Genomic DNA, 15,381 nt, shown 5'->3' on the forward strand with positions numbered 1-15,381 from the left:
AACGACCTCGGACCGTCCAGATCGGACGGTCCGAGGTGGATGAGAACTACCTCTTCTTGCCGGAGAACAGTTCCTTGACCTGGTTGCCGCGGCGGCGCAGGCCCCACTTCGTCACGCGGATCAGCGCCTCGCGGACGATGTTGCCGCTCATCTTCGACTCGCCGAACTCGCGCTCCAGGAACGTGATCGGCACCTCGCGCACGCGGAAGCCGAGCTCCAGCGTCCGCCACAGCAGGTCGATCTGGAAGCAGTACCCGGCCGACGCGACCGAGACGAGGTTCAGCTTGCGCAGGGTGTCCGCGCGGAACGCCCGGTAGCCGCCCGTCATGTCCCGGATCGACGCACCCAGCGCCAGCCGCGAGTACAGCGAGCCGCCCAGCGACAGGAACTTGCGCTTCGCCGGCCAGTTCACGACCTCGCCACCCGGCACCCAGCGCGAGCCGAGCACCAGGTCGGCCTGAGGCAGCGCGTCCAGCAGCCGGTGCAGCTGCTCAGGCGCGTGCGAGCCGTCGGCGTCCATCTCGCACACGACGCCGTAGTCCCGCTCCAGCGCCCACTGGAAGCCGGCGACGTACGCGGCGCCCAGACCGGCCTTCTCGGTGCGGTGCATCACGTGGACGCGCTCGTCGGCGGCGGCCATCTCGTCGGCCAGCTGGCCGGTGCCATCGGGGCTGCCGTCGTCGACCACAAGTACATGCACGTCGGGCAGTGCCGTGTGCAGCCTCTTGACGATCTTTCCGATGTTGTCCCGCTCGTTGTAGGTCGGGATCACCACCAGCACCTGCCCGAGTTCCTGGTCAGGCTGCTGCACCATTCGAGTCCTTCCGTTGTCGGGTGAAGCCCAGCGCCAACGCGACAAGGCCCGCAGCGGTCAACACCCACTCGGGCCAGGCTCCTAGCCAGGTCGCCAGCGTAGTCTGTGACCTCAGCGGCAGTTCGGCGACCAGGGCATCAGGCACGAAGAGGCCAGTCTTCCGCGTGACGGAACCGTCCGGTTGGACGATCGCGCTCACCCCCGAAGTGGCCGCCACGACGACCGAACGTCCGTGCTCCACGGCGCGCACACGTGACATGGAAAGCTGCTGGTAGGTCATCTCCGTGTAGCCGAACGTGGCGTTGTTCGTGGGGATCGCGATGATCGTCGCGCCGCTCGTCACCGTGTCGCGGACCACTGAGTCGAACGCCACTTCGTAACACGTGTCAATCGCGACCTTCGCCGACCCCATGACGAAACCGTCCGGGTCCGAACCAGGCTGGAACACGCCGGCGCGGTCCACGGTCGACGTGAACAGCCGGAAGAACGACCGCATCGGCATCGTCTCGCCGAACGGCTGCAGCTTGCGCTTCGTGTAGGTGTCGGTCGGCCCCTTGCCGGGCTCCCACAGCACCACCGTGTTGCGCGGCAGCCCGTCGCCCCGGTCGACCACCACGGCACCCACCGCGATCGGCGCCTTGATCGCGTCGGCGGCCGCGTCGAGCACCGCGGCGGCGTCGCCGTTGCGGAACGGGTCGATGTCGGACGAGTTCTCCGGCCAGATCACGATGTCCGGCTGCTTCACCTTGCCCGCCGCCACGTCCGCCGCCAGCTGCATCGTCCTTTTGGCGTGGTTGTCCAGCACGGCCCGGCGCTGCGCGTTGAAGTCGAGCCCGGCGCGCGGCACGTTGCCCTGGATCGCGGCGACCGTCACGGTCCCGGCGGAGGCGTCCACCCCGACCGGCACCACGAACCCGATCAACAGCGGCACCACGAAGAGCGGCAGTCCGAGCTTCCAGTTCTTGACCACCCAGAACAGCCCGAACCCGGTCAGCACCACCGCGAACGACACCAGCGGCGCCCCGCCCAGCGACGCCAGCGGCAGGAACCAGCCCTCCGGCTGCCCGAACGCGATCTTGCCCCAGGTGAAGCCGCCGAACGGGAACACGCCGCGCAACGCCTCGTCCGCCACCCACAGGCACGCCGCCCACAACGGCCAGCCCGGCACCCGTGACGCCACCGCCATCGCGGTCGTGCCGATCGAGATCATCAGCGCGCAGGCCAGCGCCAGCGGCAGCCACGCGATCAGGCCGACGAACTCACCGGTCCAGCGCAGCAACGGCACCATGAACCCGAGGCCGAACAGCACGCCGTAGCCGAACCCGGCCCGCGCCCGGCGTTCGTAGATCGTCCAGGCCAGCAACGCGAACCCGACCGGCGCCAGGAACCACAACGGGCGCGGCGGGAAGCTCAGGTAGATCAGCACACCGCCCACCACGGCGAGTGCCATGCGCAACAGCACCGGTCGGCTCAAGCGCCTTCGGCGAGCGGGCAGTTCCGGCGATTCCGGCGCAATGGAGGGTGCGACCACCCGATCAGCCTAGGAGTACACAGGAGAGATGACCTACGTGGATCTTGCGCTGGACCGGCTCTCCACGGATGGCGATCGCGAGGCCCTGATCGGCGGCGACACCCGCCTCACCCGGTCACAAGCCCGCGACCTGCTGTTTCGCCTGGCAGACGGGCTCGTCCAGCGCGGCATCAAGCCCGGCGACGGTGTGGCGGTGTACGTCGGCAACACCCCGGAGGCGGTGCTGCTCAACGTCGCCGTGCACCTCCTCGGCGGCCGGCTCGTCTTCGTCCCGCCGGAGCCGGGTCCTGGCGAGCTGCGCGCGTTCATCGACAGGGCCGAGGTCTCGGCGGTGGTCGTCGACCCGACGTTCGACACCAAGATCGACGGCTGGCACCTGCAAGACCTGCCGGGCGATCCGGTCGAACGCGCTCCGCACCCTTCGTTCGCCACCGTCAGCTACACCGGCGGCACCACCGGCCTGCCGAAGCTCGCGGTCCACGGCCCGAACCTGGCCGCGGCGTTCTCCGCCTTCAAGGACACACCGCCGCAGAAAATGCTGGGCACCACCCTCCTCACCCACGGCAGTGGCGCCGGCACCGCGATCATGGCCCTGGTCAGCGGCTCAAAGCTGGTGCTTGGCCCGTCCACGTTCGACGCGGACACGTTCGTGCGGCTCGCCGAAGAAGAGCAGATCACCTCGACGGTGTTCGTCCCGCCGATGATGTACGAGGTGCTGGACCACCCCGACTGCCCAGGACCGCAGTTCACCAACATCCGCATCGGCGGCTCCCCCGTCGCCCCGGCGCGACTCCGCCAGGCGATCGAGCGGTGGGGCCCCGTCGTGCGGCAGGCCTACGGCATGACGGAGGCCTTCCGCATCTCCTCCATGCCTCCTGAGGACATCGACTTCGACCGGCCGGAAACCCTGCGCACGGTCGGCAAGCCGAGCCCGGACATCGAGGTCGAGATCCGCGACGGCGACATCTGGGTGCGCGGCCCGTCCGTCATGGAGGGCTACTGGGGTGAGCCGCCGCTCAGCGCGTCCGACGGCTGGTTCAACACCGGCGACATGGGCCACTTCGACGACGAGGGCTACCTCTACCTCGACGACCGCAGCAAGGACGTCATCGTCACCGGCCGCACGTCGGACAACGTGTACTCGCGGCTGCTCGACGACTTCCTGGTCACGCTGCCGGGTATCCGGCAGGCAGCGGCGGTCGCCCAGCCCGACGACGCCCTCGGCGAGGTGGTCCACGTGTTCCTGGTGACCGACGTTCCGGATGTCGACTTCGACAGGATTCGCGCTTCGGTCGTCGCCGAACTGGGTGAGCTTTACCAGCCCAGAGGCGTCACGATCGTTCCCCAACTCCCTCTGACGAAGGTGGGAAAGGTCGACAAGCGCAAGCTCCGTTCCCGGTTTCGGTAAGGTTCGGAGTAAATCAGGAGGTGACGGATGCCCCGTCCAAGCGTGGAAGCCGAACGCAAGGCGCAGATCCTCGCGTCCACCTGCAAGGTGATCGCGGCAGAGGGTTTCCGCCACCTCCGGGTGTCCGACGTGGCCAAGGACGCCGGCGTCTCCGGTGGCACGGTCCACTACTACTTCGAGACCAAGCGCGAGCTGACCGACGCCGCGTTCGAGCACTGCTTCGAACTGTCGGTCTCGCGCCGCCGCTGGATCCTCGAGTCCGACGAGCCACCGTTGTCGCGGTTGCGCATGGTCGTCGAGTCGTACCTCCCAGAGGGTGCGGAGACGGTCGAGGCGTGGAAGGTCTGGGCCGAGCTCTGGGTCGAGGCCATCCGCAACCCCGAGCTGCAGGAGCTCAACGAGCGCTTCTACGGCGAGTGGCGCGACATCGTGGCGAGCATCTTCCGCGACGGCCAGGCCTCCGGCGACATCCACTCGCCCGGCGACCCGGTCGAGCTGGCGAACATGATGGTCAGCATGCTCGACGGCCTCGCGCTTCAGGTGCTGGCGGGTTCGAAGGCCATGACGGTCGACGCGATGCGCACCACCTGCCTGAGGTTCGTCGACCAGCTCTCCACCGCGTCCGTCGGGTAGCTCAGGCCGCTCGTCAGCAGGCACAGCACGATCAGCAACGCCACCGGCGTGCGCGTGAACCCGAGGAACAGCAACCCCTTCGGCACCGGCACGGTCTCGGCGAACCGCTGTGCCTCGCTCAGCAGCAGCCCGGCGAACATCGCGAACACCACAGCGAGCGGCAACGTCCGCCCGATCGCGCTCACCGTGATCAACGAGCCGCTCGCGATGAGCACGAGCGCCGCGGTGAACCACCAGTGGTGCGGTGAGTGCCAGGGTTCCTTCGCGCTTCGCGCCATCAGCCAGTCGCCGAAGAGGATCGCGACCGTGGTGAGCACCAGCACCCGCATCGCCGTGAGCACGCCCTGCCCGTCCGGCTCGTAGGCCATCGGCACGTAGGCGACGCCGAGCGCGACGAGCGGCGTGACCGCGAGCCCGCGCGCCACCCGCATCACCGCCGGCCGTTGCTCCGCGTTCGGCCTCATCGCCACCCGCGCCCTGGCCCGATCCGCCTCGCTGATCTTGGACCGCGCGGCCTCGCCGTCCCCCTGCTCCCACACCACCCACACCAGCCCGAGCGCCACGACCACGCCGAGCACCACCGCGTACCCGGTCAACTGCCGCGGCCCGTACACCCACCCGACCGCCCCGACCAGCACGCACAGCGCCAGCCGGATCAACGCCCCGAGCTCGGGCCTCGCACTGCGCCACTGCTTCTGCGGCCACGACGTGAGCACCAGCCTGCGCATGACGAACCAGACGCTCGCGCCCAACGCCACGGCCGCCATCCACACCGCGAGCCCCACTCCCGGCTGCCGCAACGACTTCGTGTCGCCGAAGATGAGCACGACCGCCACGAGCGTGACGACCACCGCCGGAACCCTGAGACGCCCCAACGCCCACACATGCGCGCGCACCCACCGCTCCCGGTTGCGCCAAGCCGACTCCGCGCCCACCAGCGCCAGCAACCCGAGCGCCCCGAAGCCCACCGGGTTGCCGGCGAGGTGCGACACCGCCAGCACAGCGATCGGCACCGCCCGCGGCAACGGGCTCACCGCCAGCGTGAGGCTGCGCAGGGGCGACGGCTGCGCTTTGCGTTCCTTTGTCTGGAGCCACTGCCACGCGCGCCAGAGCAGTGGGACGTACACCGCGACGAAGACCACGTCGACGAGGAGATTGACGTTCATCTCGGCTCCCCAAGGTTGCGGGACAACCGTGGAGTCGCAGGTCACAGCCTCGGGGTTACCTGCTGTAACACGTCCGGGTGAAATCAGGGTTCGTCCCCGATGCAACAAGTGGCCGAGTTTGGGCATTCTCGGTATATGACCACGACAGTTGCTTTGAGCAGGCCCAGGACCAACCGGATGATCGCGGGTGTCTGCGCGGGGCTCGCCCAGCGCTGGGGATGGAAGCCGGGCACGGTCCGGCTGCTGTTCCTGCTGTCCTGCCTTCTGCCGGGACCGCAGTTCGTCGTCTACCTCGTGCTGTGGGTGATCATGCCCGACCGCGGTTACTGATTCACTTCACGGGTGCCGGAGAAACTGACCGTCGACCTCCACCCGATCTTCCGCAACGACCGGGACATCGACACCGCGGTGCGCAACGCGATCTTCCGCGCGGCCGCCGCGAAGGTGCCGCTCGTCGAGATCATCCCGGGGAAGGGGTCGGGCAAGCTCAAGGGCCGTGTCCTCGCGATGCTGAGGCAGCCCCACCTGAGGAAGCTGTACCGGCGGGTGGAGGTCGCCCCCGGTAACGACGGGATGGTGCTGGTGCACCTGAAGTAGGTCAGTCGCGGACCGACCGCAGGAACGCCTCCCACGCTGCCGGGTTCACCGGCACGTGGGCGGCGGGCGCCTTGGAGTCCCGGATGCCGACGCCGTGGCCGATCTCCACGCAGTCCTGGTCGGTCGGGCTGTAGCTGCTCTTCCGCCACTCGACCATCCCGGTCGCCTCCTCAGGACACGATGCTGGTGATCAACTCCCTCGATTCTTCCTTACCCAGCGCAGCACTGTCCATCGTCTTCAACGCATCCTGGTAGAGCCCGATTGATGCCTTGTCGTCGAGAAACAAAGCCGAGTTCAAGCCACCCTTGTAGACGACCGGCTCGTACTTCTCGAACTTCAACAGGGTGAAGTCACCGGTCAGGGCGCGCCCAGCAGGCAGGATCCGGAAGCTGATGTAGGGCCGAACCAACATGCGCAACAACTCGTGCAGCTGCTCAGCCATCACATCGGCGCTGCCGACCTCCGAGTACAGCACTGGCTCGTACACGTAGAAAACGAACTTCTTGTGTCCCGCGACGATGCCGCGCCGATCGATGCGAGCCGCGACCAACTCCGGAATGTCCTCGTCCTTGACGAAGGGCGAGTCCTCGGCGGCAGCGCGCGCGTACGGCTCGATCTGCAGCAGTCCGGGAATGAACAGCGAGCTCCAGATCACGATCTCCTTGGCGATCCGCTCGTGCAGGATCAACGTCCGGACGTGCGGCGGCAGCACTGACTCGTAGAGCTGGAGCCAGCCCTTCTCCCGCGACTCCAGGAAAAGTCCCTTCAGGTACTGGAACTCCTCCGGCTTCGCGCCGCACATCCCCAGCAGGAACGTGAACTCCTCCAGGGACGTGCCGCCCTTGCCGTTGACCAGGTCCGACAGCTTGGCGTGTTCCCAGCCGAGCCGGCGCGCCAGCTCGGACTCCTTCAGACCGGTTCGGGCGATCACCTGGCGAAGGCTGTCGCCGAACTCCCGTCCCAGCACAGTGGACACTCTCTTTGGCATGGCAGCGAAACTAGCCCCGCCGTTCCCCCACGCTCCATCACTTCGGGCCCAAAATGCCCTGAAAGAAGCAGATGTAGAAGGCTTCTACGAAATCTGGAAACCCGGCCGACTCGGCCAGCCGCTGCGGCGCGGTTCTGCGTCCCCACATCTGCGCTTCTCCCCCAGCTCGACTGGCATTCAGCCGATGGCGACCACCCTTGCCCACGCGGGTGGCGCGTCCGGCACGTAGTCGGGATCGTCCTCACCGGACAGACGCGGCCGGGGGAACAGACCCACCACCGTCCGGCAAGGCGGCCGCGCCTCGGGCCAGGGTGTCTGGCCATCGGTCAGGGCAACGACAACGTCGGGCCGGGGACTCGTGCGCAGGGCTTGGGCGAAGCCGGCCCGCAGGTCGGTGCCGCCACCGCCCACCAACGGGATTCCCTCCGCGCGGCACAGCGGATGCGTGACGCGGGCGGCGGCGTCGCACGACACCACCGAGACGAGGTCGCGCCGGCCGCCCACCGCGCGGGCGATCGCGGCGATTTCCAGGAGTGCGCTGCCCAGTTCGGTGTCGCTCACCGAGCCGGAGGTGTCGACGATGATGACGACGCGGGGCGGTCGGCGGCGCAGGCTCGGCAGGACGACGCCGGGCAGCGACCTGCGGGACGGCCGGCCGTAGGTGTAGTCCTCGCTCACCCCGGCGCTGGACACGGCCGACCGGACCGCCGCGCCGAGCAGTTCGCGCCACGGCTGGGGTGGGTGGAACGCCTCCTCCGCCCAGCGTTGCCAGCCCTGCGGGACGTCGCCACGACCGATGAGGCCCTGCGCCACCCGGAACCGAACGGCGTCCCGTTCCTGCGTGGAAAGCCCGTGCGCGCCGTCCGGGCCCAGGTCCCACCCGCGCTCCAGGCCGTCGGCGCCGCTACCGCAGTCGAGCCACGTGAAGGCGTTGGTGTGCGGGCCGAGCCGGAACTGGCGCAGGTAGTCCTCCATCAGCTGGCCCGAGTGCAACCGGAGCGAGGACGGCAGGACCGCGCCTTCAGGACACACCAGGCCGTCGCCGAACACGTCGTCGTTGATCTCGCAGTCCGCGGCGATGTTCATCCGCAGCCGCTCGCCCGGCCCCGTCAGCTCGTGCTGCACCGCGAACCGGTCGCCGCGCCCGTGGTGGTCGCGGAGCAGGTGCGAGACCTCGTGCACCCAGATCCCGGCGAGCTCCTCCACCGGGGTGCGGTCGACGAACAACGGCGAGACGTAGCAACGCCAGTGCCGGTCGACGGCCATCGTGGGCACCTGCTGTGACTCCACGACGTGCAGAGCGAACAACGCCGTCGCCAGGTACGGCCGGCACCGGACCGCGTACAAACGAGCGGCGAACAGCTTCTCCTCGTCGAGACTCGTCATCGAGCACCCACGCGGTCCGCGTGCCTTGCCACACCCACGGCTTCGGCGAGCCGTTCGATCTCCGCGGGAACCAGCCAGTCGTCCCGGCGCAACGCGGCGAGCGTGGAGGCGGGCACGACGACCAGGTCGGGGGCTCCGGTTTCCAGGGCCAGCACCAGCACCGACCACGCGGCGTTCCAGCGGGCCTCGTCCGGTCGTTTGCGCACCGCCTCCACCACGCCGTCGAGCACCACCTGGCGCAGGTCGCCGCGGTCGGGCAGGACAGCAGACGCCGGGTCCGCGAGCAGCGTCTCGGGATCCGGCAGGTCCATCCGGTCGAGGTTCGCCAGCAGCTCCAGGCCAGGGCCATCGCCGACGGCGCCGCGCACCAACATCGACAGCACTTCCCGGGAGGCACCCGCCGCAGTAGCGAACGCGATCAGGCGCAACGCCATCTCCCAGCTGCGCGGCGAGGGCCACGGACCGCCGCGGCGTGCTTCGCTCTTCGGCAGTTGATGCACGAGATTTGGCCGTACGGCAAGAAGTTCGCACACGGCCCTACGGGCAAAAGCAACCGCATCGGTCAGGCGCCCCGAATCCAGCAGTGGCAACGTCGCGAGAGGCCAAGTCCCACCCAGCCCGCGCACCACGACGTCGTGGTCGTACCTCCACTGCAGATGGACGAACCGGTTGGCCAGCGGTGGACTCAACTCCCAGCCGTCAGCGGCGGAGGAACGCGGGTTGGCAGCTGCCACGATCCGGACGCCAGGCGGAAGTTGCAGGGCACCGATCCGCCGTTCCAGCACCACGCGCAGCAACGCGGCCTGGACCGCGGGCGGCGCGGTGGACAGCTCGTCCAGGAACAGCAGCCCGTGGCCCGCGCGGACCAGGCGCACGGCCCAGTCGGGCGGGGCCATCGGCACGCCCTGCGTCGCCGGGTCGTCGCCGACCACCGGCAGACCGGCGAAGTCGGACGGCTCGTGCACGCTGGCGATCACCGTGGTCAGCGGCAGGTCGAGAGCGTCGGCGAGCTGGGTCAGCGCCGCGGTCTTGCCGATGCCCGGCTCGCCCCACAGCAGCACCGGCAGGTCGGCGGACACGGCCAGCGTCAGGGCTTCCAGCTGGATGTCGGAACGCGGTTCGGTGGTCGTGTTGCCCAGCAGGGCAAGCAGGTTTGCGGCGGCATCGAGCCGAGCAGCAGTCATGTACGTGGTCACCTTGGGGTTCGACGAGTGTCCTTAGTGGATGGAACGCGGGCTGTCCTGGAGAGCCCGGCCCGGTAGAGTCCGTACGTCAGTCGACGAGCTTTCTCCAGCTCGTGTTCGGCGGCGACGGCGTCGATCGTCTGCAGGCACGGCAACGGTTTGCCGCCCAACGCGACCAGCAGGTCCTCGCGGCGGAGCTCGTCGGTGTCGTGGTCCAACGGGACGAGCACACCGTCCACCAAGCCCAGCCGGTGCGTGTCGCCACGACAGGAAACGAAGCGGAAAACCGTTGAACTGCTTGGACTTCGTACCGGCGACTGACCGGGCAGGAGCGCCGACGCGACGAGCGGGTGCAGGCGATCGGCGTCGATCAGCCCGGCGTGCAACAGCTCCACGTCCGGCGCCACCCAGGTCGACGCGTCGGGCAGTTCGACCGCGTCACCCGAAGCTTCAGGGTTCAGCACGAACCGGCGCCGCGAACCGAGCCGCACGGCGACGGGTCCGTCCGCACGCCCCTCGGCGCGCAGCAGCAACGCGGCCTCGCCCTGCCAGTGAACTGTGGGGTCACGGCCCGGCGTCCCGGACCGTTCCCGCAGCTCAGCGGCCCTGCGTGCGTCCCACAGATGCCGGTGCAGGTCGAGCCGGAACCGCCGGCTGGGCCGGGGATGGGGATGCCCGGTCACGGGACTCCCCCGCTCCCACAGCGCGAGGCTGATCCGCTGACCGGCATCCGCCCAGGCCGGCGGCGTGCGCGCGACGAGGTGCACAGCGCCGTATCGAGCGAGGGGAACGGTGAGGCCAGGCCGTAACAGGCCGTCGGGACTGATTCGCGGAAAGTGCCAGCGCAGCAGGTCAGGGGCGAGGTGACGAAGATCGGCGCGGACCGTTCCGGCGAACTGAGCGCCATGGGTGCGAGCCAGGGCCCGCAGGTTCAGATCCACGTCGACCCGCGCGGCAGCGCAGGCCCCGGACCAGTCGCCCACGGCACGGCGGGCGGTCGCTGACTCGATCATCGACGTCGGCACGGCGAACTCGCGCACGTGCGACCAGAAAGTGAGGCGGGAACGTCCGTTCGCGGTCAGTGGGCGCATCAGCACTCACCTTTTGCGAACGAGACCCCCGATCTGCTCCAGGAGGTAGCCATCGCAGCAACCGTAGCAGGCTTCCCGGGCTTCAGCGATCATGTTCCGCCGGAATGCCCGCCAGTTCCTCCGTGACGCTCGTGAACGCCTCCGGCTGCACCCGCAGCACCCCGAGGAACGGATGCGTCATCCCGAGGCACAACGCGCACACGAACGCGAGCACCCCCGCCGTCACGCCCATCTGCACCACGTGCCGCAACCGTGCCGTGAACCCGATGAGCAACGGGAACACGATCATGCCCACCGCACCGACGAGCGTGCCGATGAGCATGACCTTGCCGGTGTTGTCGAGCCCGCCCGCCTGGTCCAGCCGGTCCCGCCGCAGGTCCGTGATCTCCCGCAACCGCTCCAGCACCCGTTCCCGCGCGCTCTTCACCTGGTCCGGCGTGGCCGGCAGGGACAGGACCTCGGTGTGCAGCGAGTTCAACGTCTCGGTGGTGCGCTCGTCGGACTCGCCGCGAGCCAGCCGCTCCCATTCCTCGTCCGCCACCAGTTTCGGGTACTCGCGCAACAACGACCGAATGCGATCACGTTGCGGCTGCGGCATCACAGCGGTCTGCCAGTAGGCGTCGGCGACTGAAGCGGCCTCGCGGGCGGCGTTGTCCTCGGCGGTGCCGCTGTCCTCCCACACGATCACCATGTAGAAGGCCAGCGCCACGATGAAGAGGCCGCTGACCACCGCGCCGAGGAAGCCGCGCGAGTCCGCGTCGCGGTCGTCGGCCTGTTCGTGCACGCGCGAACGGCCGAACAGGAGACAGGCGGCGACGGTGACGGCCACCGACGCGACAACGATGACTAGCGCGGTCCACATGGCCTCCATCTCCCCACAGCGGGACACCGTTTGACCACCAACACCACGCTTCTCGGCGGTCTCCGCCGCCCGTCAAGAGCAACCGAGGTTGATCATGCGCACCGCTGGTCCACATGGGAGCGCTAACAAAGAACCGTTGGACACGAATAGGAGAACCGCGCCGCCAACGTCCTCAACGGAGAGTGAGGACCGCGTGATCAACGGCCGGTGACAACCCCGCCGAACCGTGCCAACCTGTGCCCCGGCCCCGACCGGGAAGGCGTCGCATGCGCGTACCGATCCTCATCGCTGTCGTCCTGCTGGTTCCCCTGCTCACCCCCGGCCCACCGGTCGCCGCAGCCGAGGTGTGGCGCACCCAGTTCGACGAAGCGGTGTACGGAGACGTCACGGTCATCGGCAACACCGTCCTGACCTGCCCGACGCCCGAGCAGGCGGGGGAAAGCCCCAAGCACCCGGTGCAGTCCTGTGTGGATGCCTTGAACCGCAAGGGTCACGGCCCGTCGGCGCAGAACAACGGCCACCGCATGTCGTGGACCGACGTCGATGCCGACCCGACGACGTTCAACTCGTCGACCGCCCGGCTGACCATCCCGGAACAGGCCACCGTCGCCTACGCCAAGCTGGGCTGGGCGGGCAGCGCGACCTGCCACCACTCCACCGCGGCACCCGGCAAACCGCAGGACCCGGTCACCCTCAACGGCACGAAGATCAGCCCCGATCGGTTCGTCCTCGACTCACCGGACCACCTCTCGCACACCGACACCGCCTTCTACAGCGCCGAAGCCGACGTCACCCGCGCGCTCAGGAGCGGCACGGTGACGGTCGGCAACGTCTGGGCGCCGCAAGGGTTCGACTGCTTCGGCGGCTGGTCGCTGACGGTCGTCTGGAAGTTTCCCGGCCCCACCGCGGCGGCCCCGGCCAAGCGCCACGTCTCGGTGCACGGCGGGCACGTCCGGCTGCCCACGAAACTCCCGGTGCTGAGCACCCCGATCGCCCCGACGCACCCGGCCGGCGGGGTCGCCCGCCTCGGCATCACCGCCTACGAGGGCGACTGGGCCACCGAGGGCGACCAGCTGCTGGTCGGCAAGACCGCGGTCGGAGGCCGCAACGCGTTCGTCTCCCAGGCCCAGGGCGTGGTGCAACCCAGCTCCCCCAACAACATGAGCATCGACGCCCGCACGTTCACCCTCGACGACAACGCGCTCGAGCCGGGCAGCAAGAGCGCCGAGCTGACGTTCCGCCGGGCCGAGGACGCGTTCCTGGTGCAGAACATCGCCTGGTCGTTCCCGCTGCCCGAGCTGACCCTGGCCGTCACCCCGGAACAGCCCGCCGCCCACGCGAAGGACACCGTCGCCCAAACCGCGACCGTCACGAACACAGGTGACGCCCCAGCAGCAGACGTGTCAGTTTGCGGCCAGAAAATCGGCGCAATCGCGCCACACCAGAAAGCCACGCGCACCTGCACGTCCCAAGCGGCGGACGACGACTACCAGATGACGGTCACCGCAAACGGCGCCAGCCTCGCCGCAGATCCGCTCACCGCGCAGAAGACCGCAAAGGTCGACGTTCTGCACCCGGCATTGCGCGCAACAACGACAACCGAGCCGATGACCGCACTACCCGGACAAGTTGTTAAATTCTCAACAACTGTGACGAACATTGGCGACACCCCGTTGTTCGATCTCGACGCGCGCACGGCCGCCAACGGTTGCACCCGAATGCAAGGTCAGCTCGACCCAGGTGCCGCCGCCACGGTCGACTGCTCCGCCCCGGCCGGTGACGAGACCGGCGCCCTGACCTCCACGGTCAGGGCGACCGACAAGATCGGCGGCAGGGTCGAGGCGAGCGCGTCCGTGCAGGTCAGGGTTATCCACCCGAGGCTGACCCTCACGGCGCTCTGGTCGAAGGACCGCGCGGAGGACGGGGAGCTGGTCACGGTCACCGTCACCGTCGGCAACCCGTCCGACCTGCCGATCTCCGGCGTCGAGGTGGCCGGTGAGCCCGCCGCGTGCCGCCGGACGTTCCCGGAACTGCGACCGGGAGAGCGCCTCACCTACACCTGCCGGGTGAGCGCTCCGGTGAATTCTCGGTTGACGGTGTCCGGCGCGGGAGCGGGTCAGGCCATCAGTGAAAGCGCCGTCGTGCGGATCGAATCGTCGAACGCGCCGCTGCCGACCGTTCAACCGCGACCTGACGATCCCGCACCTCCACGCCCGGTCGCGCACGTTCAGCAGGTGTCGAAACCGGCCGTCGGTGGCGTCGCCGCGGTAATCGGCGTGATCGGCATGGTGATCGTCGCGAGCGCGTTTTCCGGTCTGGGCAGGCGGTGACCGCGGCAATTCCACATTTTGGAGACAAGCGTGTTCCTTTAGCCCGGAATGCGGTAGAAGGACCTCATGGAGATCACCGCCTTCCTGGACCGCAAGCTGGCCCGCCGGTTCCGGACGTACGACTCCGACGGCGACGGGTTCATCGGGCGCGAGGACTTCACACAGGCGGGTGAGCGCACCACCAAAGCGTTCGGGTTAGCCGACGACGACCCGAAGGCCGTCCGGTTCCACGACACGTTGATCGGGCTGTGGGAGCAGCTCTCCTCCGTCACCGACCAGGACCACAACGGGCGCATCAGCCTGGAGGAGTACCAGAAGGCGTTCGCGAACGGCCTGCTGGAGACGCCGGAGTCGTTCGAGGAGGGCTATCTGCCGTTCCTGGACGCGTTGCTGGCCATCGCGGACGAGGACGGCGACGGCAAGCTGACCGTCGAGGAGCACGTCACGTGGACCGGCGCGCTGATGAACCTGTCGGAGGCGGACGCGCGGATGATCCACGACATCCTGTCCGACGACGACGAGCTGATGTCCACGCAGGCACTGTTGGACGCGATCCGGGAGTTCTACTTCTCGGAGGATCCGGCGGCGTCCGGCAACTGGCTGCTGGGATCGCTGGACTGATGGCGCTGCTGAAGACGCTGCAGGAGTACGCGGCACGGGCCCAGCCGGCCGCGCACGTCGAAGAGGTGGGCGGGTGGTGGTTGCGGCACTCCCCCGACGACGCCTGGTGGGTGAGCGCGGTGCTGCCGCACGACCCCGAGGACCGGGTGGCGCACGCCGAGGAGTTCTGCGCTCGCCGCGGCTCCGGGGTGCGGTTCCAGATCACGCCGGGCGTGTGCGCGAAAGGTCTCGATGCGCAGCTGGGTGGCCGCGGCTACACGCGGGGCCACGACATGTCGCTGCAGATCGCGTCGACCGCCGAGGTGCTGCGGCAGTCGCACGCCGACGCCGGCGAGGTGACCGCCCGGCCGACCGACGCGTGGCTCGCGGCGTGGCAGGCGGTGACCACGCGCGACGTCAGCGCCGAACGCGACCTGCTCAGCCGGGTCGAGCACCCGAGCGCCTACGCGTATGCCGAGGTGGACGGCCAGGTGGTGGCCGTGGGACGCGCGGTGGCCGAGCAGGGGTGGGCCGGGGTGTTCGGGATGGCGACGTTGCCGCACGCACGAGGTCAGGGCGCCGCACGGTCCGTGCTGGCCGCGTTGGCCTCCTGGGCGGCCGCGCGCGAGGCGAACCACATGTACCTGCAGATGGAGAAGGCGAACAACAAGGCGTTCCGGCTGTACGAACGCACTGGGTTCCGCGAGGTCTGCACCTACCACTACCGGATCAAGCCAAGTTTCGGATCTGGGTCGTAACCAATCAGGAATCGAGAAGCAGCGGCGGTGTC

16 protein-coding genes are annotated in these 15,381 nt (G+C 68.9%); 7 read left to right on the forward strand and 9 right to left on the reverse strand.

The window, feature by feature from the left end; genetic code table 11:
• Positions 1 to 46: 46 nt before the first annotated feature.
• The gene (locus DI276_RS00860; RefSeq protein WP_112261307.1) at positions 47 to 814 is read right to left on the reverse strand and encodes a polyprenol monophosphomannose synthase; all 768 of its coding nucleotides are present in this window, start codon (positions 812 to 814) and stop codon (positions 47 to 49) included.
• Positions 798 to 2,264, reverse strand: a complete 1,467-nt coding sequence (gene lnt / locus DI276_RS00865; RefSeq protein WP_112261713.1) for an apolipoprotein N-acyltransferase — start codon at positions 2,262 to 2,264, stop codon at positions 798 to 800. Before lnt ends, DI276_RS00860 begins: the two co-directional genes overlap by 17 nt.
• A gap of 109 nt (positions 2,265 to 2,373) precedes the next feature.
• Between lnt and DI276_RS00870 the strand changes: the two genes are divergently transcribed.
• Together DI276_RS00870 and DI276_RS00875 are read left to right on the forward strand one after the other, a co-directional pair.
• A complete protein-coding gene (locus DI276_RS00870) occupies positions 2,374 to 3,753 on the forward strand; it encodes a class I adenylate-forming enzyme family protein (protein WP_112261308.1) in 1,380 nt (459 codons plus the stop codon).
• Between the two features lie 27 nt (positions 3,754 to 3,780).
• Positions 3,781 to 4,386, forward strand: coding sequence for a TetR/AcrR family transcriptional regulator (locus DI276_RS00875; protein ID WP_112261309.1), 606 nt, complete (start codon positions 3,781 to 3,783; stop codon positions 4,384 to 4,386).
• Here the strand turns inward: DI276_RS00875 and DI276_RS49650 are convergent.
• The gene (locus DI276_RS49650; RefSeq protein ID WP_157984439.1) at positions 4,290 to 5,552 is read right to left on the reverse strand and encodes a hypothetical protein; all 1,263 of its coding nucleotides are present in this window, start codon (positions 5,550 to 5,552) and stop codon (positions 4,290 to 4,292) included. The two genes, DI276_RS00875 and DI276_RS49650, sit on opposite strands and share 97 nt — an antisense overlap.
• A gap of 135 nt (positions 5,553 to 5,687) precedes the next feature.
• Here DI276_RS49650 and DI276_RS00890 point away from each other — a divergent pair, with 135 nt between their 5' ends.
• Positions 5,688 to 5,882 carry a PspC domain-containing protein gene (locus DI276_RS00890; protein WP_109641433.1) on the forward strand — a complete coding sequence of 65 codons (195 nt, stop codon included), beginning with the start codon at positions 5,688 to 5,690 and terminating at the stop codon, positions 5,880 to 5,882.
• A gap of 12 nt (positions 5,883 to 5,894) precedes the next feature.
• A complete protein-coding gene (locus DI276_RS00895) occupies positions 5,895 to 6,149 on the forward strand; it encodes a Smr/MutS family protein (RefSeq protein WP_112261312.1) in 255 nt (84 codons plus the stop codon).
• Between the two features lies 1 nt (position 6,150).
• Here the strand turns inward: DI276_RS00895 and DI276_RS00900 are convergent, their stop codons facing one another.
• The 6 genes from DI276_RS00900 to DI276_RS00925 all read right to left on the reverse strand — a co-directional run bounded on the left by DI276_RS00900 (position 6,151) and on the right by DI276_RS00925 (position 11,661).
• The gene (locus DI276_RS00900) at positions 6,151 to 6,306 is read right to left on the reverse strand and encodes a DUF397 domain-containing protein (RefSeq protein WP_112261313.1); all 156 of its coding nucleotides are present in this window, start codon (positions 6,304 to 6,306) and stop codon (positions 6,151 to 6,153) included.
• A gap of 13 nt (positions 6,307 to 6,319) precedes the next feature.
• Entirely contained in the window at positions 6,320 to 7,138 is an 819-nt protein-coding gene (locus tag DI276_RS00905; protein WP_112261314.1) for a helix-turn-helix domain-containing protein, read from the reverse strand.
• 177 nt (positions 7,139 to 7,315) lie between these two features.
• Entirely contained in the window at positions 7,316 to 8,524 is a 1,209-nt protein-coding gene (locus DI276_RS00910) for a vWA domain-containing protein (RefSeq protein ID WP_112261315.1), read from the reverse strand.
• Complete coding sequence (locus DI276_RS00915; protein ID WP_112261714.1) at positions 8,521 to 9,708, reverse strand: AAA family ATPase; 1,188 nt, start codon at positions 9,706 to 9,708, stop codon at positions 8,521 to 8,523. The genes DI276_RS00910 and DI276_RS00915 overlap by 4 nt, the downstream gene beginning before the upstream one ends.
• Positions 9,709 to 9,716: 8 nt before the next feature.
• Positions 9,717 to 10,799, reverse strand: a complete 1,083-nt coding sequence (locus DI276_RS00920) for a hypothetical protein (RefSeq protein WP_198680387.1) — start codon at positions 10,797 to 10,799, stop codon at positions 9,717 to 9,719.
• An 82-nt stretch (positions 10,800 to 10,881) separates the two neighbouring features.
• Positions 10,882 to 11,661, reverse strand: coding sequence for a bestrophin-like domain (locus DI276_RS00925; RefSeq protein WP_157984440.1), 780 nt, complete (start codon positions 11,659 to 11,661; stop codon positions 10,882 to 10,884).
• Positions 11,662 to 11,927: 266 nt separating this feature from the next.
• On the opposite strand from DI276_RS00925, the gene DI276_RS00930 reads away from it, so the two are divergent.
• The 3 genes from DI276_RS00930 to DI276_RS00940 all read left to right on the forward strand — a co-directional run bounded on the left by DI276_RS00930 (position 11,928) and on the right by DI276_RS00940 (position 15,349).
• A complete protein-coding gene (locus DI276_RS00930) occupies positions 11,928 to 13,991 on the forward strand; it encodes a COG1470 family protein (protein ID WP_112261318.1) in 2,064 nt (687 codons plus the stop codon).
• A gap of 66 nt (positions 13,992 to 14,057) precedes the next feature.
• On the forward strand, positions 14,058 to 14,612 hold the full coding sequence (locus DI276_RS00935) for an EF-hand domain-containing protein (protein WP_112261319.1): 555 nt from the start codon (positions 14,058 to 14,060) through the stop codon (positions 14,610 to 14,612).
• Positions 14,612 to 15,349, forward strand: a complete 738-nt coding sequence (locus tag DI276_RS00940) for a GNAT family N-acetyltransferase (RefSeq protein WP_232836364.1) — start codon at positions 14,612 to 14,614, stop codon at positions 15,347 to 15,349. Before DI276_RS00935 ends, DI276_RS00940 begins: the two co-directional genes overlap by 1 nt.
• Positions 15,350 to 15,381 lie beyond the last annotated feature (32 nt).

Origin of the sequence: Lentzea terrae (assembly GCF_003265345.1) — a bacterium.
In the GTDB taxonomy this organism is placed as follows: Bacteria; Actinomycetota; Actinomycetes; order Mycobacteriales; family Pseudonocardiaceae; genus Lentzea; species Lentzea terrae.

Excerpts from the sequence above, each read along its gene's own strand:
- DI276_RS00860 (WP_112261307.1), bottom strand. The coding sequence starts at position 814 with ATGGTGCAGCAGCCTGACCAGGAACTCGGGCAGGTGCTGGTGGTGATC.
- lnt (WP_112261713.1), bottom strand. The coding sequence starts at position 2,264 with ATGGCACTCGCCGTGGTGGGCGGTGTGCTGATCTACCTGAGCTTCCCG.
- DI276_RS00870 (WP_112261308.1), top strand. The coding sequence starts at position 2,374 with ATGACCTACGTGGATCTTGCGCTGGACCGGCTCTCCACGGATGGCGAT.
- DI276_RS00875 (WP_112261309.1), top strand. The coding sequence starts at position 3,781 with ATGCCCCGTCCAAGCGTGGAAGCCGAACGCAAGGCGCAGATCCTCGCG.
- DI276_RS49650 (WP_157984439.1), bottom strand. The coding sequence starts at position 5,552 with ATGAACGTCAATCTCCTCGTCGACGTGGTCTTCGTCGCGGTGTACGTC.
- DI276_RS00890 (WP_109641433.1), top strand. The coding sequence starts at position 5,688 with ATGACCACGACAGTTGCTTTGAGCAGGCCCAGGACCAACCGGATGATC.
- DI276_RS00900 (WP_112261313.1), bottom strand. The coding sequence starts at position 6,306 with ATGGTCGAGTGGCGGAAGAGCAGCTACAGCCCGACCGACCAGGACTGC.
- DI276_RS00905 (WP_112261314.1), bottom strand. The coding sequence starts at position 7,138 with ATGCCAAAGAGAGTGTCCACTGTGCTGGGACGGGAGTTCGGCGACAGC.
- DI276_RS00910 (WP_112261315.1), bottom strand. The coding sequence starts at position 8,524 with ATGACGAGTCTCGACGAGGAGAAGCTGTTCGCCGCTCGTTTGTACGCG.
- DI276_RS00915 (WP_112261714.1), bottom strand. The coding sequence starts at position 9,708 with ATGACTGCTGCTCGGCTCGATGCCGCCGCAAACCTGCTTGCCCTGCTG.
- DI276_RS00920 (WP_198680387.1), bottom strand. The coding sequence starts at position 10,799 with ATGCGCCCACTGACCGCGAACGGACGTTCCCGCCTCACTTTCTGGTCG.
- DI276_RS00925 (WP_157984440.1), bottom strand. The coding sequence starts at position 11,661 with ATGTGGACCGCGCTAGTCATCGTTGTCGCGTCGGTGGCCGTCACCGTC.
- DI276_RS00930 (WP_112261318.1), top strand. The coding sequence starts at position 11,928 with ATGCGCGTACCGATCCTCATCGCTGTCGTCCTGCTGGTTCCCCTGCTC.
- DI276_RS00935 (WP_112261319.1), top strand. The coding sequence starts at position 14,058 with ATGGAGATCACCGCCTTCCTGGACCGCAAGCTGGCCCGCCGGTTCCGG.
- DI276_RS00940 (WP_232836364.1), top strand. The coding sequence starts at position 14,612 with ATGGCGCTGCTGAAGACGCTGCAGGAGTACGCGGCACGGGCCCAGCCG.